Origin of the sequence: Pseudomonas sp. YuFO20 (assembly GCF_035064975.1) — a bacterium.
GTDB lineage: Bacteria > Pseudomonadota > Gammaproteobacteria > Pseudomonadales > Pseudomonadaceae > Aquipseudomonas > Aquipseudomonas putida_AE.
Genome location: NZ_JAXDEO010000074.1, coordinates 1 through 21,308, shown reverse-complemented (window position 1 = coordinate 21,308; position 21,308 = coordinate 1). Strand labels below are relative to the sequence as shown.

Here is a 21,308-nt window from a genome sequence, read left to right as displayed (position 1 = left end):
GGGGGGGGGGTGACACAAATTTCCAATACCCGACATACCCATGTGGGAGCGGGCTTGCTCGCGAAGGCGGCGTCACATTCAACAACTAGTTGACTGACACTCCGCTTTCGCGAGCAAGCCCGCTCCCACATTTTGTTTCGCGGTGAATTCAAGGGATCAGAAGAAACCCAGCGGATTGATGTCGTAGCTCACCAGCAGGTTCTTGGTCTGCTGGTAATGGTCGAGCATCATCTTGTGGTTCTCCCGGCCGACGCCGGACTTCTTGTACCCGCCGAACGCCGCATGCGCCGGGTACAGGTGGTAGCAGTTGGTCCACACGCGCCCGGCCTTGATCGCCCGGCCCATGCGGTAGGCGCGGTTGATGTCGCGGGTCCACAGGCCGGCACCGAGGCCGAACTCGCTGTCGTTGGCGATGGCCAGTGCCTCGGCTTCGTCCTTGAAAGTGGTGACGCCCACCACCGGCCCGAAGATTTCCTCCTGGAACACGCGCATCTTGTTGTGGCCCTTGAGCAGCGTCGGCTGGATGTAATAGCCGCTGGACAGGTCGCCCTCCAGACGCTCGGCCGCGCCGCCGGTGAGCAGTTCGGCGCCCTCCTCCTGGGCGATGGCCAGGTACGAGAGGATCTTGTCGTATTGCTGTTCGGAAGCCTGGGCGCCGACCATGGTCTCGGTGTCCAGCGGGTTGCCGCGCTTGATCTTGACGATCTTCTTCATGACTTCGGCCATGAAGGGTTCGTAGATCGACTCCTGCACCAGGGCCCGGGACGGACAGGTGCACACTTCGCCCTGGTTGAAGAACGCCAGCACCAGGCCTTCGGCGGCTTTTTCGATGAACGCAGGTTCCGCGTTCATGATGTCTTCGAAGAAGATGTTCGGCGACTTGCCGCCCAGCTCAACGGTGCTCGGAATGATGTTCTCGGCGGCGCAATGCATGATGTGCGCGCCCACCGGGGTCGAGCCGGTGAAGGCGATCTTGGCGATGCGCTTGCTGGTGGCGAGGGCCTCCCCGGCTTCGCGACCGAATCCCTGGACGATGTTCAGCACGCCGGCAGGCAGCAGGTCGGCGATCAGTTCGGCGAAGACCATGATCGACAGCGGCGTTTGTTCTGCGGGCTTGAGCACGATGCAGTTGCCTGCAGCCAATGCTGGCGCGAGTTTCCAGGCAGCCATCAGCAGCGGGAAGTTCCACGGAATGATCTGCCCCACCACGCCCAGGGGTTCGTGGAAGTGATAGGCGGTGGTCAGTTCGTTGATCTCGGCGGCGCCGCCTTCCTGGGCGCGGATGCAGCCGGCGAAGTAACGGAAATGGTCGGCGGCCAGGGGCACGTCGGCGTTGAGGGTTTCGCGCACGGCCTTGCCGTTGTCCCAGGTTTCGGTGACGGCGAGGATTTCCAGGTTCTGCTCGATGCGGTCGGCGATTTTCAACAGCACCAGGGAGCGGTCCTGGGCCGAGGTCTTGCCCCAGGCATCGGCGGCGGCATGGGCGGCGTCCAGGGCCTTGTCGATGTCGGCGGCGCTTGAGCGCGGGAATTCGGCGATCACTTCGCCGTTGACCGGCGAGGTGTTGGTGAAGTATTCGCCATTGACCGGCGCGACGAATTCGCCACCGATGAAGTTGCCGTAGCGTGGCTTGAACGTCACGACGGCGCCAGGTGTTCCGGGTTGGGCGTAGATCATGGTGGGCCTCTGTCTGGGTCGATGCCTGTCGTGCCGACAGGCGATGCACCGATACTAGTGAGCCCCGCACGCCAGACGAATGCATCGTTGGCAGGAGGGGCTCTCGTCATTTGGTCGTAGGCGTTGCACACACCCAAATGTGGGGGGGTTATGCGGTGGATTCGGGATTAGTGTCTGGCAACGAGGTCTTTGGGCAACTTGAAGGTCCAGAGCATGCCGCCCTGGTTGAAGTCCTTGACCCGCTTGGCCACTTCGCCGCCCCACAGCGGCACGGCGCCGCCCCAGCCGGAGAGCACCGAGACGTACTGTTCGCCGTCCATTTCCCAGGTCACGGGCGAGCCGAGCACGCCGGAGCCGGTCTGGAATTCCCAGACCTTCTCGCCGGTCTTGGCATTGAACGCCTGCAGGAATCCTTCCGGCGTGCCGGTGAACACCAGGTTGCCCTTGGTGGTCAGCACACCGCCCCACAGCGGCGCGAAGTTCTTGTGGCGCCAGACTTCCTTGCCGGTTTTCGGGTCGATCGCCCGCAGCACGCCGATGTAGTCTTCATTCAACGGCTTGATGGTGAAACCGGCACCGAGGAACGCCGCGCCTTTCTTGTAGGCGATGCCTTCGTTCCAGATGTCCATGCCCCATTCGTTGGACGGCACGTAGAACAAGCCGGTGTCGCGGTTGTAGGCCATCGGCATCCAGTTTTTCGCGCCGAGGAAGGCCGGCGCGACGAACACCGAGCTGCCCTTGGCTTCCGTGCCCGGTGCGCCAGGACGGCTGGCTTCGTTGTAGATCGGCCGACCGGTCTTATCCAGGCCGGTGGCCCAGGTGATCTTGTCCACGAACGGGAAGCCGCGGATGAATTTGCCGTTGGTGCGGTCCAGCACGTAGAAGAAACCGTTGCGGTCAGCGGTGGCCGCCGCCTTGATTTCCTTGCCGCCCTCGGTGTAGTTGAACGACACCAACTCGTTGACGCCGTCATAGTCCCAGCCGTCGTGGGGCGTGCTCTGGAAGTGCCACTTGATGGTGCCGTCGTCCGGGTTGAGCGCCAGGCGCGACGACGAGTAGAGGTTGTCGCCAGGGCGCAGGTGCGAGTTCCAGGGCGCCGGGTTGCCGGTGCCGAACAACAGCAGGTTGGTTTCCGGGTCGTAATAACCGCCCAGCCAAGGCGCGGCGCCGCCGGTCTTCCACAGGTCGCCCGGCCAGGTCTTGCCCGCTTCGCCGCCGGAGATGCCGTTTTCCACGGCCTTGCCGTCCTTGTAGACGTAACCCATGTGGCCTTCCACCGTTGGCCGGCTCCACAGCAAAGTACCGTTCTTCGGGTCGTAGGCTTCGATCTTGCCGACCACGCCGAATTCGCCACCGGCCACGCCGGTGATCAGCTTGCCGTTGATCACCAGCGGCGCGGCGCTGATCGAGTAGCCTTCCTTGTGGTCGGCGACTTTCTTGCTCCAGACCACCTTGCCGGTGTCCTTGTTCAGCGCCACGAGCTTGGCGTCGAGGGTGCCGAAGATCACCAGGTCGCCGTACAGCGCGACGCCACGGTTGATCACGTCGCAGCAGGGGCGGATGTCATCCGGCAGGCGCGCATCGTATTGCCAGAGCTTCTTGCCGGTACGCGCATCCACGGCGAACACCCGCGAATAGGAGCCGGTCATGTACATCACGCCGTCCTTGATCATCGGCTGCGCCTGCTGGCCGCGCTGCTTTTCCCCGCCGAAGGAGAACGCCCACACCGGTCGCAGCTCCTTGACGTTGTCGACGTTGAGGATCTCCAGCGGGCTGTAGCGCTGACCCTGTACGCCGAGGCCGTTGGTGACGATCTGCTCGGGGTTCTTGGGATCCTGGAGAATGTCCTGGTCGGAAACCCCGGCCAAGGCCTGGCCGGACAACAGCATGGCACTGAGCAGCAGGCTCAAGACGAAGGGCTGGCGACGTGCGGGTTGAGTCATGACGGCTTCCTCTGCAGTTTTTGTTATTTCCGGGAAATTTTCCCGGTCTGGTGCAGATTCTTGGGCGCCGCCGCCCGGACAACAATTGCCCGCAATGTGGAGTTTTCTAGTTCCTTGGTACAGGGTCGGATGCCGACCAACACCCCCTGTGGGAGCGGGCTTGCTCGCGAAGAGGCCTTTACATTCAACGTATGTATTGCCTGGCACACCGCTTTCGCGAGCAAGCCCGCTCCCACAGGGGATTTGGGTGGGTCAGTTGTTTGAGTTGGAGTCGACTCGGGTCATCTGCACTCGCTCGTAACGCGGGTACAAATGACTGACGCTGCGGATCAATTCGTAGCGGCTGAGGTTGATCCCGGCAAAGCGCTCGGGAATCGGGCTGCGGATCATCTCGCTCATGTCGCTGCCGTTGGCCGCGCCGTCGCGCATCAACTGATCGAGCCAGCCCAGGTAGTCGCGCATTTGCGCGAAGGGCTGCGGATCGCTGGCGACCGGGCCGTGGCCGGGCACGATCAGTGTCCAGGGTAAAGCCTGCAGGGTCGCGATGTCGGCCAGCCACACCGCCAGCCCCGGACTGTTGGGCGTGGTCAGCGCCCGCTGATAAAACACCAGGTCCCCGGCGAATAGCACGCCGGTTTTCTGGTCGAGAATAGCCAGATCCGCACCCGTATGCCCACCCAGGCTCAGCAGGCGCAAATCGTGATTCCCAAAACTTTCCACACCCGGCGTCAGCGCCTGCGTCGGCAACACCACTTCGGTGCCGCGCATCCAGTCGCCCACCAGCCGGTACATGTTCTCGGCCATGGCATCGCCCTGCTTTTGCAGCAGCTCGCTGGTGCCGGCCAGTGCGCCAATCGGCACGTCGGTAAACGCCTGGTTGCCCAGCACATGGTCGGGGTGATGATGGGTCAACAGCACCTGGATCACCGGCTTGTCGGTGGTCGCCGCGATGGCCCGGCGCATGGCCTCGCCATAACGCCTGGACGGTCCGGTATCGATCACCACCACGCCCCGCTCGGTCACGATGAACGCCGTGTTGACGATGTTGCCACCGTTACCTTTGGCGAAATTATCGGTGCTGCCTTCGAGCAGCCAGGTGTCTTCGGCGATCTGCGTGGGCTTGAGCGAGTACTCGAGTTCGGCCATGGCCGGCAGGCCCAGGCCGATCAACAACAGCAGCATCCAGCGCATGACAGGCTCCTTGGACTCAGGGGATCGACGCATCGAACTGATTGCCGCTGTTATCGCGCAACAACAGGCGCGTCGGCCCTGCCCCTTCGATATCGAAGGCCAGGCTAGGGTTTTCGCTGACGGCGGGGAACAGCTCGAGGCGGGCCAAAAGCTGATCGTGCTGATTGCGCAACTCGGCATGGTTGAGGAAAAATTCCGGGATGCCGCTGACCATGCCGTTGTCCATTGGATGCGCCACCTGCAGGCGCACGCGGCTGAATGCCTCCCGCGGGTAACGGCCGCCCAGCACTTCGCCGATGTGTTCTTCCCAGCCCGCCTGGGTGCGTACCACGCTGGGCGCGGTGCAGCCGCCGCCTGCCGCGTCGATCAGGGTCGAACCGACATGCCACACCCCGTCACGGGTCAACACCGCCGCGCGCAAGGGCGTGGCCTGTTCGACGCGGATGCGGATCGACAGCCACGGCAACACACCATCCAGCGGTTCGAAATCGACGATTTTCGGCAGGGGATTGAGTTCCGCCCAGGCAAGGATTTTCACCACCTCGCCCTTGAACGCCCGGGCGTCGATTTCCAGGGGCACTTGCCGGGCGTCTTCGGCGAATGGCGGCGCCAGCAGCTTGACCCGCTGGTCGAACACGAACGGCGCATCGCCCAGCATCTGCTTGTGATAGAAGGCCCACATCACCGACGGTACCGGATCCTGGCCCGGATCGATGTCCACCGCCCGGGCGGCCGGGCTCAGGATCAACCACACGACCAACAGACAACTCCCTCGCCAGATCATCCCTTGCTCCTATTGGTACATCTCGGGCACGTCGTAACGCAGGCCGTAATGGCCATAGATGGTTTTCACCGAGCCTTCGCGGATCAGGCCTTCCAGCGCCTCCTCCACGGCATAGGCCAATTGCCGGTTGCTTTCGTGCACCGCCATGCCGATTTCCCAGAGTTGCTTGCCCATGTTCGGGTAGGCGTTTTCCGCCAGGGTCAACTGCGGGTCGGCCGCTTCATGCACTTGCCAGTCGATCTCGCCGCGCATGGCCATGACCGCGTCGACCTCGCCGGCCTTCATCGCCGCAAACGCCTGGGGCACGCCCGGGTAGTGACGGGTCTTGCCGGCGAGCATGCCGTTGAACACCGAGGTCAGGTAGAACGACGGCACGCTGTCGACCTCGACGCCGATCGGGTGTTGCTCGAACACCGCGACGCTGGCCACCTTGTCCAGCCGTCGACGGTCGTAGGCGACCTGCCATTGCTCGTTCTGGTATGGGCCGAACATCACCACATGGCCGTTTTCCATCTCGCCGAATTCGTTGCGTTTCTGCGCGTAATCACGGTCGTACGGCACCCGCATCATCAGGTCTGCCAGTTGCTGGTTGTGCAGCGGGCTGGCCCGCCAGATGTAATCGCGCAGATCGTCGTCGAGCTTTTCCCCGGCGGGCGCCCAGATCAGCGTCAGGCGCACGCCCAGCGCCTTGGCCAGCGCCTGGGCCAGTTCGACATCGACACCCCGGGGCTGACCGGCGTCTTCAAAACTGTAAGGGGCAAAATCCTTGTAGACCGCCACTTTCAGCTCCCCGGCGGCGATCATTTCGTCATAGTTGCGAACCTGCGCCTGCACCGACTGGCAGCACAGCCATACAGCGCCGATCAACACCGCGAGCAGGCGCATGGGTCACTCCTCGACGTGGACGCTGTCCAGGTAACTGCGCACCGCCCACAGGGCTTCCTGGCTCAGATAGTCGGCCATCTTCGGCATGTACACGCGGCCGTCACGCACCGCGCCATGGCGCACCCGTTCGACGAACCATTCATCGCCCGCCTCGCCGACATCGAGCATGCGCAAGTCCGGCGCGATACCACCGGACTTGGCTTCCAGGCCATGGCAGGCCGCACAGTTCTGGTTGTAGGCCGACGAGCCGATTTCCACTGCCTTGTCGTGCTCCGGGGAACTGCGGTAAGGGTTCACGGCGGCCCAGCCGTCGCCATCCACCTGGACGCCGGCATCCTTGATCGGGGTCAGGCCTTTGGTCTCAACGGCTTGTGGCACCACATTGCCGTGGGCCCATACGGAACCTGCACTGATAAAGCCGGCCAGCAGTCCGGCAACGAGCAAGGCGTTGCGTTTTGTTGTCATTGTTATGCCCTCTGGATTGCACGCAAGACCTCTTGGCAGAGGCTATGGCAACCATCTTAGGAACCCCGACGCGCTGACCCCATGCTGCTTTGGTGGCCGCCGTCTAGTCCCTTGGTAGTAAGGCCTTGGAGGGACGCCCAAATCAGGTGGCCCCTGGGAATTTTTCCCGGCAACGGCGGGACATTTTCCGTATCCGCCACACGGCGGGCGCCCCACCCTGTGCAGGCCAAAACCTCCACTGGGAACTGCCACCATGACAATAAGATCGCTACCCGCCCTTTCCCCCCTGACCGTCGCCGTGCAGACATTTTTGCTGGCCGCCAGCCTGTCCCTGAGTGCTACTGGTCATGCCGAGTCCACCCCGGCCACCGCTGGCAAAAACGTCAGTTGGGAAGACATTGCCAACGACCACCTGACGACGAAAGACGTGCTGCAATACGGCATGGGTACCAATGCCCAGCGCTGGAGTCCCCTGGCCCAGGTCAACGACAAGAACGTGTTCAAGCTGACCCCGGCCTGGTCCTATTCCTTCGGTGACGAGAAGCAGCGCGGCCAGGAATCCCAGGCCATCGTCAGGGACGGCGTGGTCTATGTCACCGGCTCTTATTCGCGGGTATTCGCCCTGGATGCCAAGACTGGCAAACGCCTGTGGACCTACAACCACCGCCTGCCGGACAACATTCGTCCGTGCTGCGACGTGGTCAACCGCGGCGCAGCGATCTATGGCGACAAGATCTACTTCGGCACCCTCGATGCGCGGCTGATCGCCCTGGACAAGAACACCGGCAAAGTGGTGTGGAACAAGAAGTTCGGCGACCACGCCGCGGGCTACACCATGACTGGCGCCCCGGTGCTGATCAAGGACAAGACCAGCGGCAAGGTGCTGCTGATCCATGGCAGTTCCGGTGATGAATTCGGCGTGGTCGGCCAGCTCTACGCCCGCGACCCGGACACCGGCGAAGAAGTCTGGATGCGGCCTTTCGTCGAAGGCCACATGGGCCGCCTGAACGGCAAGGACAGCAGCCCCACCGGCGACGTCAAGGCGCCGTCGTGGCCGAACGATCCGACCACCGAGACCGGAAAGGTCGAAGCCTGGAGCCATGGCGGCGGCGCACCCTGGCAGAGCGCCAGTTTCGATGCCGACACCAACACCATCATCGTCGGCGCCGGCAATCCGGGCCCCTGGAACACCTGGGCGCGCACCTCGAAGGACGGCAACCCGCACGATTACGACAGCCTCTACACCTCCGGCCAGGTGGGCGTCGACCCGAGCACCGGCGAGGTCAAATGGTTCTACCAGCACACGCCGAACGATGCCTGGGACTTCTCCGGCAACAACGAGCTGGTGCTGTTCGACTACAAAGACAAGGACGGCAAGACGGTCAAGGCCACCGGCCACGCCGACCGCAACGGTTTCTTCTACGTGGTCGACCGCAACAACGGCAAATTGCAGAACGCCTTCCCCTTCGTCGACAACATCACCTGGGCCAGCCACATCGACCTCAAGACCGGCCGCCCGGTGGAGAGCGAAGGCCAGCGCCCGGCCAAGCCATTGCCGGGAGAGACAAAGGGCAAGCCGGTGGAAGTCTCGCCGCCGTTCCTCGGCGGCAAGAACTGGAACCCCATGGCCTACAGCCAGGACACCGGGCTGTTCTACATTCCGGGCAACCAGTGGAAAGAGGAATACTGGACCGAAGAGGTCAACTACAAGAAAGGCTCGGCCTACCTGGGCATGGGTTTTCGTATCAAGCGCATGTACGACGATCACGTCGGCACCCTGCGGGCGATGAACCCGACCACCGGCAAAGTGGTCTGGGAGCACAAGGAACACCTGCCGCTGTGGGCCGGCGTGCTGGCGACCAAGGGCAACCTGGTGTTCACCGGTACCGGCGACGGTTTCTTCAAGGCCTTCGATGCGAAAACCGGCAAGGAGCTGTGGAAATTCCAGACCGGTAGCGGCATCGTCTCGCCGCCGATCACCTGGGAACAGGACGGCGAGCAGTACATCGGCGTGACCGTCGGCTACGGCGGCGCGGTACCGTTGTGGGGCGGCGACATGGCGGAGTTGACCAAGCCGGTGGCCCAGGGCGGCTCGTTCTGGGTGTTCAAGATCCCGAGCTGGGATAACCAGACGGCGAAACGCTGATCCCCACCGCCAGCAACCTGCGCCTACAACGCGAACCTGTAGGAGCCGGCTTGCTGGCGATTGCGCCCCTCCTCACAACGAGACGCCCGCCATGAAGTACCTTCCCCTGCTGCTATTGCTAAGCGCCCTCCCGACCCACGCCGACAACGGCGACGACACCCCCCTGATCATCAACGGCTGCACCATCGCCGAACACAGCCAGTGCCCGGGCGCCAATCTCAAGGGCGCCAACCTGAGCAACCAGGACCTGCGCAACATGAACCTCAGCGGCGCCGACCTGCGCGAGGCCGACCTGCGCCACGCCCGCCTCGACCTCGCCAACCTGGAAAAGGCCCGCCTACAGGGTGCTAATCTGACCCGCGCGAGCCTGCAGCAAAGCAATGCGCGCCTGGCGGATTTCACCGGCGCCACGCTGGTGGCGATCCAGGGCTGGGGGATGTTCGCCCAGGGCGCGCAACTCGCCAACGCCGACCTCAGCGCCGCCTACCTGCAATTCGCCCGCCTCTCCGGCGCCAGATTGCACAACAGCAACCTGCGCGCCGCCGACCTGGAGATGACCTGGCTGAGCAAGGCCGACCTCAAGGATGCCAACCTGAGCGACGCCAACCTGCAGGAGGCCAAGTTGGGTGAAAGCAACCTGGAGCACGCCAACCTCAGCGGCTCGCGCCAGCACTATGCGAATTTTCAGGATGCGAACATGGAGGGCTGTACGGGGTGCCCGACGACATGGGACAAATGACCTGAACGCAACACACCCCCCCTGTGGGAGCGGGCTTGCTCGCGAAAGCGGAGTGTCATTGAGCATTTTCGTGACTGACACACCGTCTTCGCGAGCAAGCCCGCTCCCACAGGGGATGGGTGTTGAATGGACGAGCGAGTCACCCCGCCTTGCGCACCACCCCCATATCAATCCCCAGATGCACCAGCTCGGCATGGGAGCTCACCTGCAACTTGCTCTTGAGCAACGTCAGGTGATTGGAAACCGTCTTGCTGCTGATGCTCAGTTGCTCGGCTATCTGCCGCGCCGGGGTGCCCTTGGCGAGCATCACGAAAATCTCCAGCTCGCGCTGGGTCATGCTCTGCAGGCGCGGGTCGCTGGCGTCCTGTTGCGCATGGCAAGCCAGTTGCGTAGCCAGCGGCTGTTCGATGTAGGCGTGCCCGGCAAGCACGCGCCGCACCGCCTCGATCAACACTTCTGGCGCCGAGCTTTTGGTCAGGTAACCCGCGGCCCCGGCGTCCAGTGCCTGGCGCACCAGCGGCAGTTCATCGTGCATGCTGAAAAACAGCACCCGCAGTTGCGGCAAGCGCTGGCGCAAGCGCCGGGTGGTTTCCAGGCCGCTGATGCCGGGCAAGCCGAAATCCATGATCACCAGCTGCGGCACGCTCTCCTGAACGCGCAGCAACGCTTCCTCCCCCGTTGCCGCCTCACGCACCTGCAGCGCCGGCAACAGGGCGCGCAACAGGCTGGCGTAGCCCTGGCGGACTACCGCATGGTCATCGACCAGCAAAATACTCATGAAACCTCCAGGGGCATGCTCAAGGCCAGCGCCCAACCGGCGCCGGGGTGACTGATGATGCGCAACTCGCCGCCCAGGCTACGGGCGCGTTCGCGCATCGAATACAAGCCGACGCCGGGGCGCTGGGGTTGCGCGGCGCCGCGACCGTTATCGCGCACCAGCAGGCGCAGGCGCGCGCCCTGATGTTGCAGGCGCACCCGCACCTGGCTGGCGTCGGCATGCCGGGCGATGTTGGTCAGGGCTTCCTGCAGCAAGCGGTACAGATGGGTCTTGTCTGGCGCCGACAGCGTTGGTAACTGCGCACTGAGGCGCAGTCGACAATCGATGCGCTGGCGGCCCTGCCATTGCTCCACCAGCAAGCGGATGGCGTCGGCCAGCGACAGGTGTTGCAGGACCACCGGATAGAGGTTGTGCACCAATGCCCGAAAGCCCTGTTGCAGGTGTTCGCAGTTGTGCTCCAGTTCCACCATGGTGCGCTCGACGGTTGCCGGCTGATCGGCCACCAGGCGCAGCAGACAGGCCTGGGCACGGATGCCGGCCAGGTACTGACCGAGATCGTCGTGCAGGGTCTGGGCCAGTTGGGTGCGCTCCTGTTCCTGTACGGCCAGCAAGGCCTGGGTCAGCCGGGCGTTGTCGCTGCCGGCCTGTTCCAGCGCCGCGGTCATGCGGTTGAAATGCACCGCCAGTTGGCGAGCCTCGGGCACCCCTTCGGTGCGCAGGCGCACCTTGAGCTGGCCGGCGCACACCTGCTGTAGCGCCCGCAGCAACTCATCGAGCAAGCCCATGCCGCGGCGCACGGCCCAGCGGATGGTCAACAGGCTGACCAGCAGGGCCATCGCGCACAGGCTGAGCAGCTGTTGCAGGGAATCCCGGACTTCGTCGATTTCATCCCGCGGGTCGACTGCGATCTGCACCCGTCGGCCATCGGCCAGATCGAGAACGCTTGCGCCGTGTCGGCCCTCAGTGAACAACAAGCGTGCGAGCCAGGCATCGAGTCCGTCCTGCACGGCTGGCCGGGGTTGTTCATCCGCCGCCAGCCAGTGCACACGCACATGGCGCAGGCCTTGGGTCAGCCGTGGTTGCAGGCTGACCGGGTCACGGGCGGCGGTTTCGCTCAGGTACTCGACCACCGCTTCGGCCGATTGCAGTTCACGCTCCACATCCGCCAGCGCCTGATGCACCAGCAACGCCGTGCACGCCAGGGTGACCAGCGCGAAAAAGCCGCAGACCCACAGGTTGATCCGCCACAGGGCCGACATGCCTAGCGCCCCGGTGTCGCGGGCATCACCTGCATCGGTGCGGGACGCGGGCCATGGAGCCGGTCGACGCCGATCAGGGTGAGAATCAGCAGGAGCGGCAACAGCAGTGCCTTGACGATACGCATGCCCAGTCCCCTCCAGAGTCGTGGTCGTTATTGCCCATGCTAAAACCGCGCCGCCCGGTACGGGCTACTACCTTGGTACTGGCTGGTTGGTACTTTCTGCATATTTCCACGCCTGCCCGGGCTTCCTATGCTGGCGCTACCTGTAGTGGAGTGCCCTATGCGCCAGCTTACCCCTTACGCCTTGATCTACCTGCTGGCGATTGTCTGCGCCGCCGGGCTGGTCACCCAGAGCCAGGCGGCGGACGCGCCCTTGCAGGTGCGCATCGGCTACCTGGGTTATCGCCCGGACCCTGGCCCGCTGCTGTCGAACGTCATTGCCGAACCCACCGACGCCGGGCTGCGCGGCGCCGAACTGGCGATCACCGACAGCAACAGCACTGGGCGTTTTCTCAATCACGCCTACAGTCTGGTCAGCGCCAGTGTCGACAACCCGCAAGCCTTGCTCGAAGCGGCAAAATCCCAGCATGAACGAGGCCTGCGCCTGTTCGTGGTGAATGCACCGGCCAGCAGCCTGCGCCAACTCAGTGCTGCGCTGCCCGACAGCCTGCTGTTCAACGCCGGCAGCCCCGACGACAGCCTGCGCAGCACCGATTGCCTGCCCAACGTGCTGCACAGCCTGCCGAGCCGGGCGATGCTCGCCGATGCGCTGGCGCAATTTCTGATAGTGCGCAAATGGCAACGAGCGCTGCTGATCGTTGGCCCGACCACCGACGATCAAGCCTACGCCGCCGCCCTGCGCCGAGCGGCCAAGCGCTTCGGCCTGCAACTGGTGGCGGAGAAAGCCTGGAGTTTCGACAACGATCAACGGCGCAGCGCCCAGGCCGACATGCCGCTGTTCACCCAGACCGCCGAATACGATGTGGTGCTGGTGGCCGATGAGCGCGGCGATTTCGGCGAATACGTGCCCTACCAGACCTGGTACCCGCGCCCGGTCGCCGGGACTCAGGGCCTGACCCCGGTGGGTTGGCACAAGACCGTGGAAACCTACGGCGCCGCCCAGCTGCAGAAGCGCTTCGAAGCCCTGGCCGGCCGCTGGATGAACGACCGCGACTTCGCCGCGTGGATGGCCGTGCGCAGCATCGCCAGCGCCGTGAGCAAATCGCGCCAGACCGAGCCGATGGCGATCCGCGACCTGGAAATCAGCGACCAGTTGCCGCTGGACGGTTTCAAGGGCCGCAAGCTCAGCTACCGCCCCTGGAACGGCCAGTTGCGCCAACCGATTCCGATCGTGCAGCCGCGGGCGCTGGTCAGCACCTCGCCCCAGGACGGTTTCCTGCACCCGTTCAACGAGATGGACAGCCTGGGTTACGACAAGCCCGAGGTCAGCTGCCGCTTTCCCTGAATACAACAACTACAACAAGGAAACTGCCATGCGCCGCACTCTTCTTTCCTGCGCCCTGCTGCTCGCCGCCAGCCACGCCGTCGCCAGCACCGCCTGGGTCTCCAATGAAAAGGACAACAGCCTCAGCCTGATCGACATGCAGACCCTGCAAGTCACCGACACCCTGCCCGTCGGCCAACGCCCCCGTGGTCTGCTGCTGTCCCACGACAACAAGCTGCTGTACATCTGCGCCAGCGACTCGGACCGGGTCCAGGTGATGGACGTGGCCACCCGCAAGATCATCAAGGAACTGCCCTCGGGCAAGGACCCCGAGCAATTCGCCCTGCACCCCAACAATCGCTGGCTGTATGTCTCCAACGAAGACGATGCGCTGGTCACGGTGATCGACACCGAGACCTCCAAGGTCCTCGGCCAGATCAACGTCGGCGTCGAGCCCGAAGGCATGGCCGTCAGCCCCGACGGCAAGTGGGCGGTGAACACCAGCGAAACCACCAACATGCTGCACTGGATCGACACCAGCAACCAGACCTTGGCCGACAGCACGCTGGTGGATCAGCGCCCGCGCTTCGTCGAGTTCTCGCCGGACGGTTCACAGCTGTGGGCTTCGGCGGAAATCGGCGGCACCGTGACCATCCTCGACGTCGCCAGCCGCAAGATCCTCAAGACCCTGAACTTCCAGATCAAGGGCGTGCATCCGGACAAGGTCCAACCCGTGGGCGTCAAGCTCAGTGCCGACGGCAAGTACGGCTTCGTCGCGCTCGGCCCGGCCAATCATGTGGCGGTGATCGATGCCAAAACTTTCGAGATTCTCGACTACCTGTTGGTGGGTCGACGGGTCTGGCAGATGGCATTCACCCCGGATCAAAAGCAGCTGCTGGCCACCAACGGCGTCAGCGGTGACGTCTCGGTGATCGATGTCGACAGCCTCAAGGTCAGCAAATCGGTGAAGGTCGGACGATATCCGTGGGGCGTGGTGGTGACCCCATGAACGCCCTGGAGGTCAGCGACCTGAGCTTTGCCTACGGCCCTCGGGAGGCCCTGCGCCAGGTGAACTTCAGCCTGGCGCCCGGGCGTTTCGCCGCGCTGCTGGGGCCCAACGGCGCCGGCAAATCCACCCTGATCGCGCTGCTGACAAGGCTCTATGACCTGCAGCACGGGGATATCCGGGTCGGCGGCTGTTCATTGCGCAGCGCCCCGCGCCCGGCGCTGAAACAACTGGGCGTGGTGTTCCAGCAAAGCACCCTGGACCTGGACCTCAGCGTCGAGCAGAACCTGCGTTATCACGCCGCGCTGCATGGCTTGTCCCGGCGCCAGACGCGCCTGCGGGTCGACGCGGAACTGGCCCGCCAGGCCCTGGGCGAGCGCCGCGGCGAACGGGTGCGCGAACTCAATGGTGGCCATCGCCGTCGAGTGGAAATTGCCCGTGCACTGCTGCACGAGCCGCGCCTGTTGCTGCTCGACGAAGCCAGCGCCGGCCTCGACCCGGCCAGTCGCCTGGCGCTCAACCAGCACATTCGCAAGCTGTGCCACGAGCAACGCATCAGCGTGCTCTGGACCACCCACCTGCTCGACGAAGTACAGGCCAGCGATGACCTGTTGATCCTCCATCAGGGCCGCCTGGTGGCCAGCGGACAGGCCGACGCACTGAGCCTGGAGCACGGCGGCAACCTCGACTCGGCCTTCACTCGCTTGACCACCTCAGGAGCTGCCCGATGAACGCGTACTGGCAATGTTTGCGCGGCATCGTGCTGCGCGAATGGCTGCGTTTCGTGATGCAACGCACGCGGTTTCTCAGCGCCCTGGTGCGGCCATTGCTATGGCTGCTGGTGTTCGCCGCGGGCTTTCGCGCCGCGCTGGGCATCGCCATCATCGAACCCTACGACACCTACATCCCGTACGAGGTCTACATCATCCCCGGGCTGGCCTGCATGATCCTGCTGTTCAACGGCATGCAGGGCTCACTGTCGATGGTCTACGACCGCGAGATGGGTAGCATGCGCGTCCTGCTCACCAGCCCCCTGCCCCGGACCTTCCTGCTGTGCAGCAAGCTGTTGGCCACCTCGCTGATTTCGCTGCTGCAGGTGTATGCCTTCCTGGCGATTGCCTGGCTCTACGGCGTGCAGCCGCCGGTCATGGGGTTGCTGCTGGCCCTGCCAGTGTTGCTGCTGGTGGCCTTGATGCTCAGCGCCCTGGGCCTGTTGCTGTCGAACGCGATCCGCCAGCTGGAGAACTTCGCCGGGGTGATGAACTTCGTGATCTTCCCGCTGTTTTTCCTGTCATCGGCGCTCTATCCGCTGTGGAAAATGCGCGAGGCCAGCGAGTGGCTGTACTGGTTGTGCGCGCTGAACCCGTTTTCCCATGCGGTAGAGCTGGTGCGTTTTGCCTTGTATGAGCGGTTCAATCTGCTGGCGTTGGCGGTGTGCGTGGGCCTGACCCTGCTGTTTTCGCTACTGGCCGTACTCACCTTCAACCCTCAACATGCCGCCCTGCGCAAATCCACCTGACCACGAAATTGAGCATGGAAAATTAATACTTTAGTACTGGTCCTACCTGTCTATCGTCGCATTCCCAACGCCTCGCGACTGGCATGTAATGGCTGCATAACTATAAGGACCAGACCCCATGCCGCGTGCCTCACGTCACCTGCTGCGTCCCACTCTCGCTGCGCTGTCGCTGGGCCTGTGGCTGGGCGGTGCACAGGCGCAAGCCCCGCTGTTTTCCCCCGATGGCTATCGCATCGACCTGTACCGCAGCCCCACGCCGGAACAACTGCCAGGCGCGACCATCATCGACACCCCAGCCCTGCAAGCGCTGCTCGGGCAAAAGCCGCGCCCGCTGCTGATCGACGTCTACCGGCGCCAATGGCTGCAAGGCCGCTTCATCGAAGACCAGCCCCACGAAAACCTGCCCGGCAGCCACTGGCTGGCGAACACCGGCGACGGAGAGCTGACGGCGCAATGGCAGGCCTACTTCGCCGACAACCTGAAAAAGCTGACCGCCGGCGACCCGGCGCAACCGTTGGTCTTTTACTGCCGGGCCGACTGCTGGTTGAGCTGGAACGCCGTCAGGCGCGCAGCCTCTTTGGGCTATAAGACACTGTATTGGTACCGCGATGGCCTCGACGCCTGGCAAGCCGCCAGCCTGCCGGTCTCACCCGCTTTGCCCGAACCCTTTCCCTGAGCTTTACGCGTGCCTGTAGTTGCCACACCATAATCAAAATAATGAGGTGAAAGGCCATGTACAAAATTCTGATTGCCGACGATCACCCGCTGTTTCGCGAAGCCATACACAACGTCATCAGCGATGGTTTTGCCGGTAGCGAGGTGATGGAAACCGCCGACCTGGACAGCGCCCTGGCGTTGACCCAGGAGCACGATGACCTGGACCTGATCCTGCTCGACCTGAACATGCCCGGCATGCACGGCCTCAATGGCCTGATCAACCTGCGCAACGAAGCGCCGACCATTCCGGTGGTGATCGTCTCCGCCGAGCAGGACAAGCAGATCGTCCTGCAGGCCATCACCTACGGCGCGGTGGGTTTCATCACCAAGTCCTCGCCCCGTGCCCAGATGACCGAGGCCATCCAGCAGATTCTCAATGGCAATGTCTACCTGCCCCCGGACATTATCCGCACCACCAAAAGCAGCACCCACCGGCGCATGAACGATGCCCCGAGCTTCCCGCCGGAACTGCTGCAGGCCCTGACCCGCAAGCAGCTGCAGGTGCTGGAGCGGATGACCAAGGGTGAATCGAACAAGCAGATCGCCTACACCCTGGAAATCGCCGAAACCACGGTCAAGGCCCACGTCTCGGCAATCCTTCGCAAGCTCAACGTGCACAACCGGGTGCAGGCGATCCTGAGTGCCGGGGATATTGATTTCGGGTCTTATTTGCGGCGTTGAATTCATCGGCAACCGGAAAACCGCGTCGGCCTCTTCGCGAGCAAGCCCGCTCCCACACTGGATCTGCGTCGTACACAAAATCCGTGTTTGGCAAAGATCAAATGTGGGAGCGGGCTTGCTCGCGAAGAGGCCCTCACAAACACCAAATAACTCAAGGCCTGGCGAGCAAATGACTCATCGCCGTCTTAAGCTTCATCGGCCGCACCGGCTTGTGCATCAGGGTATGCCCCAGTTCGCGGATCTGCTGCTTGAGCTCGTTGCTGTAATTGGCGGTGATCATCATGGCCGGGATCGCGCAGGCGCGGCGGGCGTTGATCCGCGCGACGGCATCGACGCCGTTCTGGTCGTTGTCCAGGTGATAGTCGGCAATCAACAGGTCGGCGCCAGCATGGTAGTTGTCCACTTGCCGCGCCAGGTCATCTTCCGACAGCGCCGTCACCACCCGGCATCCCCATCCCTCCAGCAACGTACGCATGCCGGCGCAAATGGTCGCATCGTTGTCCAGCACCCAGACCCGCGCCCCGCGCAGCCGTTCGAGCATCGGTTCGCTCATCGGCAGGCTCGGCAATGGCTTGGGCGCGGTGGCGCTGATCGGCACCTCCACTGCGAACATCGAGCCCCGGCCCGGCCATGAACGCACGTGGATGCGGTGCCCGAGGATGCCGGCGATTTTCTCGACAATCGCCAGCCCCAGGCCCAACCCACGATCCTGATCCGGACGTTGCACGTCGCCGCGCTTGAACTCCTGGAAGATTTCTTCCAGGCGATTTTCGGCAATGCCCATGCCGCTGTCCCAGACCTCGATCGACAGGCTGCTTTGATGCCGCCGACAACCCAGCACCACACGACCGCTGTAGGTGTAGCGAATGGCGTTGCTCAACAGATTGCGCAGGATGCGCGCCAGTAACTGGATGTCGCTGCGCACCAATGCCGAACAGGGGATGAAATGCAGTTGCAGGCCCTCGCTGCGCGCCACCTCGGTGTATTCGGCGGCGAGATTTTCCAGCAGTTCGCTCAAGGCGAACGGCGCCACATCGGCCTTGATCACGCCGGCATCGAGCTTGGAAATATCCACCAGGGTGCCCAGCAGACTCTCCACATCTTCCAGGGAATTGCTGACATTGCGCACCAGATGCCCGTTGGCGATCGGCTCGCGGCGCTCCAGCAAGGCGCTGGTGAACAACCGCGCGGCGTTCAGCGGTTGCAGCAGGTCGTGACTGACCGCGGCGAGGAACTTGGTCTTCGACAGGTTGGCCTGTTCCGCCTCCAGTTTGGCCTCACGCAAGCGTGACTCGACCCGCCGGCGCTCGTCGATTTCACGCAGCAACTGGTCGTTGAGCTGGGTCAGTTCGGCGGTGCGTTCGCGCACCCGCAGTTCGAGGTTCTGATAGGCCTGGTGCAGCGCTTCGGCGGTACGCCGGCGTTCGGTGATGTCGCGGATCAACACGAAGATCCCCACCACCTCGCCACTGGCCAGGCGATTGGGCACGTAGGAGCGCAACATGTAGCGCTCCTGGTTGTTGACGTTGGTCTCGGCGAATTCGAAGGTCACGCTCTCCCCGGCCAGCGCCCTGGCCACGTAGGACTCCAGGCGCTGGTAATGCTGCTCGCTGTGCACCTCGCGCAGGCTCTGGCCGAGCATCACGCCGCGCGGCCAGCAGTACCATTCTTCGTAGACCTTGTTGGTGAACTCGTAGACCAGGTCGGCATTGAGGTAGGCGATCAGCGCGGGCACATGGTCGGTGATCAGGCGAATCCAGCGCTCGCTTTCGCTCAGGGCCTGGGCGTGCTGGTAGCGCTCAGTGATGTCGGTGAAGGTGTTGACGAAACCACCGGCCGGCAGTGGATGGGTGCGAATTTCCAGGACCCGGCCATCGTACAGGCGCTGTTCGCAATCCTGCACGGGACGCCCGTTCGCGCCACGACTGGCCGGGGTCAGCAGGGTCAACTCGCTGTCGGCGATGACTTCGGCAAAGGGCCGATGGGCCGCCACCGGCGCCAGGCCGCTGAGTTCCAGGAACCGCCGGTTCCACAGCTCCAGGATGCCCTCGGCGTTGACCATGGCCACGCCTTGGGACAGGTTGTCCACCGCCCGTTGCAGCAAGTGCGACTTCTGCGCCACCGCCTGCTCGCGGCGCATGGTTTCGCTCTGCTTGACGTCGGTGATGTCGGTGAACAGGATCACCCGCCCGCCCTCCTGGGTCGGCCGTTCGCTGACCTGCAGCCAGCGCCCGTCCTGCAGGCGATACAGCAGGTTCTCGTCGGCGTGCCCGCGCGGCTCCTCGGTAAACGGCCCGTTGTTCATCATCAGGCGCTTGACCTCGCCCAGGCGCATGCCGGCGTTGATCCGCACCCGGCTGTGGGTCCAGAACGCCCTGAAGCGGCTGTTAAACAGGACAATGCGTTGATCGGCATCGAACAGCACGAAGGCATCGGAAATGCTCTCTATGGCGTCGATCAGGTGTTGATGGGCGGTTTCGGCACGCAGGCGGGCTTCGCTGAGCAGATGGTTGCCCGCCTTGAGCTCGGCCATGGCCTGGTTCAAGGCATCGGTGCGTTCACGCACCTGCTCGGCCAGCACCACCGAATGCTGGAACGCGGCATAGGGATCGTTGCCGCGGGTGATGCCGGACTCGATGCGCTCGATCAGCGCCGCGTTGATGCGCTGCAGTTTCTGATTGTCGTGCTGCAGGACGGCGATTTGCGCCCGCAGTTCAGCGCTGTCCAAGGGAGCGGCCGCGGGCAATGGCAACGCCGGTGAAGGTCTGGTTGATGTGCATGCCATTGAACTGTTCTCCGTAGGTGTTGAAGCCCATCACCCGCTGTTCGCGCAGGAAACTGCCGATCTGCTCCAGGCTGCCGGAGTCTTCCAGCTCCAGGCGCCTGAGGAAACAGTCACAACCGATGGTCAGCAACAGGTCGCCGAGGCGCTCCTGCAAGCCGTCGAACAGGCGTTGCAGGTTCGGCAGCATCGGCCCCGGGGTCATGGCGGTGAGGACGATGCCGTTCTCTACGGCGCAATAAAAACTCAGGCTCAGGTCCGGATGCACCTGCTGGATGGCGCGAACGTAGTATTGATCGTTGATGCGCACCGCCAGGGGGTGTGCGGCGAAGATCCGGTGGTCGAGCTCGGCCACCGGCACGCCGATGTGCCGGGCGTACTCGGCGGCGGCCGGCTCGGCGTTGAGTTCGAAGACTCGCCGCGAGGTGCTGTCGGCGCCGGTGACCACCAGCTTCTCCGCGCGCGGCAGGATGTGATGGGTGGTGAACACTTCGAAGTCCAGCCAGGTATTGACCAGCACCACCACCGCCGCACCGCTGCGAAAGCCGCCGTCGAAGTAGACATGGGTGTGGGTCAGGTAGTTGTCGTCACCGGCCGAGCCGCCGAAATGCGGAATATCACCCAACGCCGCACTCAAGGCGGCGAGGACCATTTCCTCGCGGCTGGACAGGCCATCGAGCAAGGTCAGGGCAAAGCTGTTGCCCTTGATCGGGGCCAGGGTGTTGCTGCGACAGCCGTTGACCAGGCGCTCGACCATCTGCTGCGCGTCGATCAGGCTGAAGTGCTCCATTTCGTCGATCAGTTCCAGGGCGATGGAAAAGTAACGATGATCGAAGCCCACCGCCGTCACGCAATTGCGCCCGTAACCCTGCGGGGTGATTTCCCCGGCGCTGGTGCACCCCGCCAGGCGTATCCCGCCGAAACCTTGTTGCAAGGCGCCGCCCAGGGCCTGCAAGTCGTATTCGGCGGAGCAGAAGAACAACACGAACCCCAGGTGCGGGTGCAGCAACTGCCGCGCCAGCTCCTGCGCCACCTGTTGGGGATCGGTGGCCTGGGACATCGCACTGACGATCCCTTCGTTCTGGACCTGCTGCATGGTCGCCCCTCGCAGGTGCGTGTGTATGAGGCACGAGTGTACGAAGCCTGCGAAGGGTCACGAATGCTACTTGGGTAGCAGGCAGGCGCTTCAATGGGATGAGAGCTGTGTCGCAGATCCCGCGAACACCACCCCCCTGTAGGAGCCCGGCTTGCCGGCGAAGGCGTCATAGAAATCGCCTTCGCCGGCAAGCC

19 protein-coding genes are annotated in these 21,308 nt (G+C 63.7%); 8 read left to right on the top strand and 11 right to left on the bottom strand.

Annotation, left to right across the window (positions count from 1 at the left end; genetic code table 11):
• Positions 1-156: 156 nt before the first annotated feature.
• The 6 genes from exaC to pedF all read right to left on the bottom strand — a co-directional run bounded on the left by exaC (position 157) and on the right by pedF (position 6,945).
• A complete protein-coding gene (gene exaC / locus SOP85_RS27670) occupies positions 157-1,677 on the bottom strand; it encodes an acetaldehyde dehydrogenase ExaC (RefSeq protein WP_274074723.1) in 1,521 nt (506 codons plus the stop codon).
• Between the two features lie 167 nt (positions 1,678-1,844).
• Complete coding sequence (locus SOP85_RS27665; RefSeq protein WP_323628920.1) at positions 1,845-3,620, bottom strand: PQQ-dependent methanol/ethanol family dehydrogenase; 1,776 nt, start codon at positions 3,618-3,620, stop codon at positions 1,845-1,847.
• Between the two features lie 252 nt (positions 3,621-3,872).
• Complete coding sequence (locus SOP85_RS27660; RefSeq protein WP_323628919.1) at positions 3,873-4,811, bottom strand: quinoprotein relay system zinc metallohydrolase 1; 939 nt, start codon at positions 4,809-4,811, stop codon at positions 3,873-3,875.
• A gap of 16 nt (positions 4,812-4,827) precedes the next feature.
• On the bottom strand, positions 4,828-5,595 hold the full coding sequence (locus SOP85_RS27655; RefSeq protein WP_323628918.1) for a quinoprotein dehydrogenase-associated SoxYZ-like carrier: 768 nt from the start codon (positions 5,593-5,595) through the stop codon (positions 4,828-4,830).
• 9 nt (positions 5,596-5,604) lie between these two features.
• On the bottom strand, positions 5,605-6,480 hold the full coding sequence (locus tag SOP85_RS27650; RefSeq protein ID WP_274074719.1) for a substrate-binding periplasmic protein: 876 nt from the start codon (positions 6,478-6,480) through the stop codon (positions 5,605-5,607).
• Positions 6,481-6,483: 3 nt separating this feature from the next.
• Positions 6,484-6,945, bottom strand: coding sequence for a cytochrome c-550 PedF (gene pedF / locus SOP85_RS27645; protein ID WP_274074718.1), 462 nt, complete (start codon positions 6,943-6,945; stop codon positions 6,484-6,486).
• A gap of 253 nt (positions 6,946-7,198) precedes the next feature.
• Between pedF and exaA the strand changes: the two genes are divergently transcribed.
• Entirely contained in the window at positions 7,199-9,091 is a 1,893-nt protein-coding gene (exaA, locus tag SOP85_RS27640; protein WP_323628917.1) for a quinoprotein ethanol dehydrogenase, read from the top strand.
• A gap of 91 nt (positions 9,092-9,182) precedes the next feature.
• Positions 9,183-9,830 carry a pentapeptide repeat-containing protein gene (locus tag SOP85_RS27635; RefSeq protein ID WP_323628916.1) on the top strand — a complete coding sequence of 216 codons (648 nt, stop codon included), beginning with the start codon at positions 9,183-9,185 and terminating at the stop codon, positions 9,828-9,830.
• 139 nt (positions 9,831-9,969) lie between these two features.
• Here SOP85_RS27635 and SOP85_RS27630 read toward each other — a convergent pair whose 3' ends face one another.
• The 3 genes from SOP85_RS27630 to SOP85_RS27620 are packed head-to-tail and all read right to left on the bottom strand — an operon-like array spanning position 9,970 to position 11,992.
• Positions 9,970-10,608, bottom strand: a complete 639-nt coding sequence (locus SOP85_RS27630) for a response regulator (RefSeq protein ID WP_274074715.1) — start codon at positions 10,606-10,608, stop codon at positions 9,970-9,972.
• Positions 10,605-11,867 (bottom strand): HAMP domain-containing sensor histidine kinase, encoded by a 1,263-nt coding sequence (locus tag SOP85_RS27625; RefSeq protein WP_323628915.1) that lies wholly within the window; start codon positions 11,865-11,867, stop codon positions 10,605-10,607. Before SOP85_RS27625 ends, SOP85_RS27630 begins: the two co-directional genes overlap by 4 nt.
• A 2-nt stretch (positions 11,868-11,869) precedes the next feature.
• Positions 11,870-11,992 carry a hypothetical protein gene (locus SOP85_RS27620; RefSeq protein ID WP_274074713.1) on the bottom strand — a complete coding sequence of 41 codons (123 nt, stop codon included), beginning with the start codon at positions 11,990-11,992 and terminating at the stop codon, positions 11,870-11,872.
• A 157-nt stretch (positions 11,993-12,149) separates the two neighbouring features.
• Here SOP85_RS27620 and SOP85_RS27615 point away from each other — a divergent pair, with 157 nt between their 5' ends.
• The 6 genes from SOP85_RS27615 to SOP85_RS27590 all read left to right on the top strand — a co-directional run bounded on the left by SOP85_RS27615 (position 12,150) and on the right by SOP85_RS27590 (position 17,236).
• A complete protein-coding gene (locus SOP85_RS27615; RefSeq protein ID WP_323628914.1) occupies positions 12,150-13,334 on the top strand; it encodes an ABC transporter substrate-binding protein in 1,185 nt (394 codons plus the stop codon).
• Positions 13,335-13,362: 28 nt separating this feature from the next.
• The gene (locus SOP85_RS27610) at positions 13,363-14,322 is read left to right on the top strand and encodes a YVTN family beta-propeller repeat protein (RefSeq protein ID WP_323628913.1); all 960 of its coding nucleotides are present in this window, start codon (positions 13,363-13,365) and stop codon (positions 14,320-14,322) included.
• Positions 14,319-15,050: an ABC transporter ATP-binding protein gene (locus SOP85_RS27605; protein WP_323628912.1), complete on the top strand. Its 732-nt coding sequence runs from the start codon at positions 14,319-14,321 to the stop codon at positions 15,048-15,050. Before SOP85_RS27610 ends, SOP85_RS27605 begins: the two co-directional genes overlap by 4 nt.
• Entirely contained in the window at positions 15,047-15,838 is a 792-nt protein-coding gene (locus SOP85_RS27600) for an ABC transporter permease (RefSeq protein WP_323628910.1), read from the top strand. The genes SOP85_RS27605 and SOP85_RS27600 overlap by 4 nt, the downstream gene beginning before the upstream one ends.
• 118 nt (positions 15,839-15,956) lie before the next feature.
• Positions 15,957-16,514 carry a PQQ-dependent catabolism-associated CXXCW motif protein gene (locus SOP85_RS27595; RefSeq protein WP_323628909.1) on the top strand — a complete coding sequence of 186 codons (558 nt, stop codon included), beginning with the start codon at positions 15,957-15,959 and terminating at the stop codon, positions 16,512-16,514.
• A gap of 56 nt (positions 16,515-16,570) precedes the next feature.
• The gene (locus tag SOP85_RS27590; protein WP_046817100.1) at positions 16,571-17,236 is read left to right on the top strand and encodes a response regulator transcription factor; all 666 of its coding nucleotides are present in this window, start codon (positions 16,571-16,573) and stop codon (positions 17,234-17,236) included.
• A 151-nt stretch (positions 17,237-17,387) separates the two neighbouring features.
• Here SOP85_RS27590 and nahK read toward each other — a convergent pair whose 3' ends face one another.
• Positions 17,388-19,982 (bottom strand): hybrid sensor histidine kinase/response regulator NahK/ErcS', encoded by a 2,595-nt coding sequence (gene nahK, locus SOP85_RS27585; RefSeq protein WP_323628921.1) that lies wholly within the window; start codon positions 19,980-19,982, stop codon positions 17,388-17,390.
• Complete coding sequence (gene nosP, locus SOP85_RS27580; protein WP_323628908.1) at positions 19,951-21,114, bottom strand: nitric oxide-sensing protein NosP; 1,164 nt, start codon at positions 21,112-21,114, stop codon at positions 19,951-19,953. The genes nahK and nosP overlap by 32 nt, the downstream gene beginning before the upstream one ends.
• Positions 21,115-21,308: the final 194 nt, after the last annotated feature.

What these genes read in the sequence shown, in the direction of transcription:
- exaC (WP_274074723.1), bottom strand. Translation starts at nt 1,677, where the DNA reads ATGATCTACGCCCAACCCGGAACACCTGGCGCCGTCGTGACGTTCAAG.
- SOP85_RS27665 (WP_323628920.1), bottom strand. Translation starts at nt 3,620, where the DNA reads ATGACTCAACCCGCACGTCGCCAGCCCTTCGTCTTGAGCCTGCTGCTC.
- SOP85_RS27660 (WP_323628919.1), bottom strand. Translation starts at nt 4,811, where the DNA reads ATGCGCTGGATGCTGCTGTTGTTGATCGGCCTGGGCCTGCCGGCCATG.
- SOP85_RS27655 (WP_323628918.1), bottom strand. Translation starts at nt 5,595, where the DNA reads ATGATCTGGCGAGGGAGTTGTCTGTTGGTCGTGTGGTTGATCCTGAGC.
- SOP85_RS27650 (WP_274074719.1), bottom strand. Translation starts at nt 6,480, where the DNA reads ATGCGCCTGCTCGCGGTGTTGATCGGCGCTGTATGGCTGTGCTGCCAG.
- pedF (WP_274074718.1), bottom strand. Translation starts at nt 6,945, where the DNA reads ATGACAACAAAACGCAACGCCTTGCTCGTTGCCGGACTGCTGGCCGGC.
- exaA (WP_323628917.1), top strand. Translation starts at nt 7,199, where the DNA reads ATGACAATAAGATCGCTACCCGCCCTTTCCCCCCTGACCGTCGCCGTG.
- SOP85_RS27635 (WP_323628916.1), top strand. Translation starts at nt 9,183, where the DNA reads ATGAAGTACCTTCCCCTGCTGCTATTGCTAAGCGCCCTCCCGACCCAC.
- SOP85_RS27630 (WP_274074715.1), bottom strand. Translation starts at nt 10,608, where the DNA reads ATGAGTATTTTGCTGGTCGATGACCATGCGGTAGTCCGCCAGGGCTAC.
- SOP85_RS27625 (WP_323628915.1), bottom strand. Translation starts at nt 11,867, where the DNA reads ATGTCGGCCCTGTGGCGGATCAACCTGTGGGTCTGCGGCTTTTTCGCG.
- SOP85_RS27620 (WP_274074713.1), bottom strand. Translation starts at nt 11,992, where the DNA reads ATGCGTATCGTCAAGGCACTGCTGTTGCCGCTCCTGCTGATTCTCACC.
- SOP85_RS27615 (WP_323628914.1), top strand. Translation starts at nt 12,150, where the DNA reads ATGCGCCAGCTTACCCCTTACGCCTTGATCTACCTGCTGGCGATTGTC.
- SOP85_RS27610 (WP_323628913.1), top strand. Translation starts at nt 13,363, where the DNA reads ATGCGCCGCACTCTTCTTTCCTGCGCCCTGCTGCTCGCCGCCAGCCAC.
- SOP85_RS27605 (WP_323628912.1), top strand. Translation starts at nt 14,319, where the DNA reads ATGAACGCCCTGGAGGTCAGCGACCTGAGCTTTGCCTACGGCCCTCGG.
- SOP85_RS27600 (WP_323628910.1), top strand. Translation starts at nt 15,047, where the DNA reads ATGAACGCGTACTGGCAATGTTTGCGCGGCATCGTGCTGCGCGAATGG.
- SOP85_RS27595 (WP_323628909.1), top strand. Translation starts at nt 15,957, where the DNA reads ATGCCGCGTGCCTCACGTCACCTGCTGCGTCCCACTCTCGCTGCGCTG.
- SOP85_RS27590 (WP_046817100.1), top strand. Translation starts at nt 16,571, where the DNA reads ATGTACAAAATTCTGATTGCCGACGATCACCCGCTGTTTCGCGAAGCC.
- nosP (WP_323628908.1), bottom strand. Translation starts at nt 21,114, where the DNA reads ATGCAGCAGGTCCAGAACGAAGGGATCGTCAGTGCGATGTCCCAGGCC.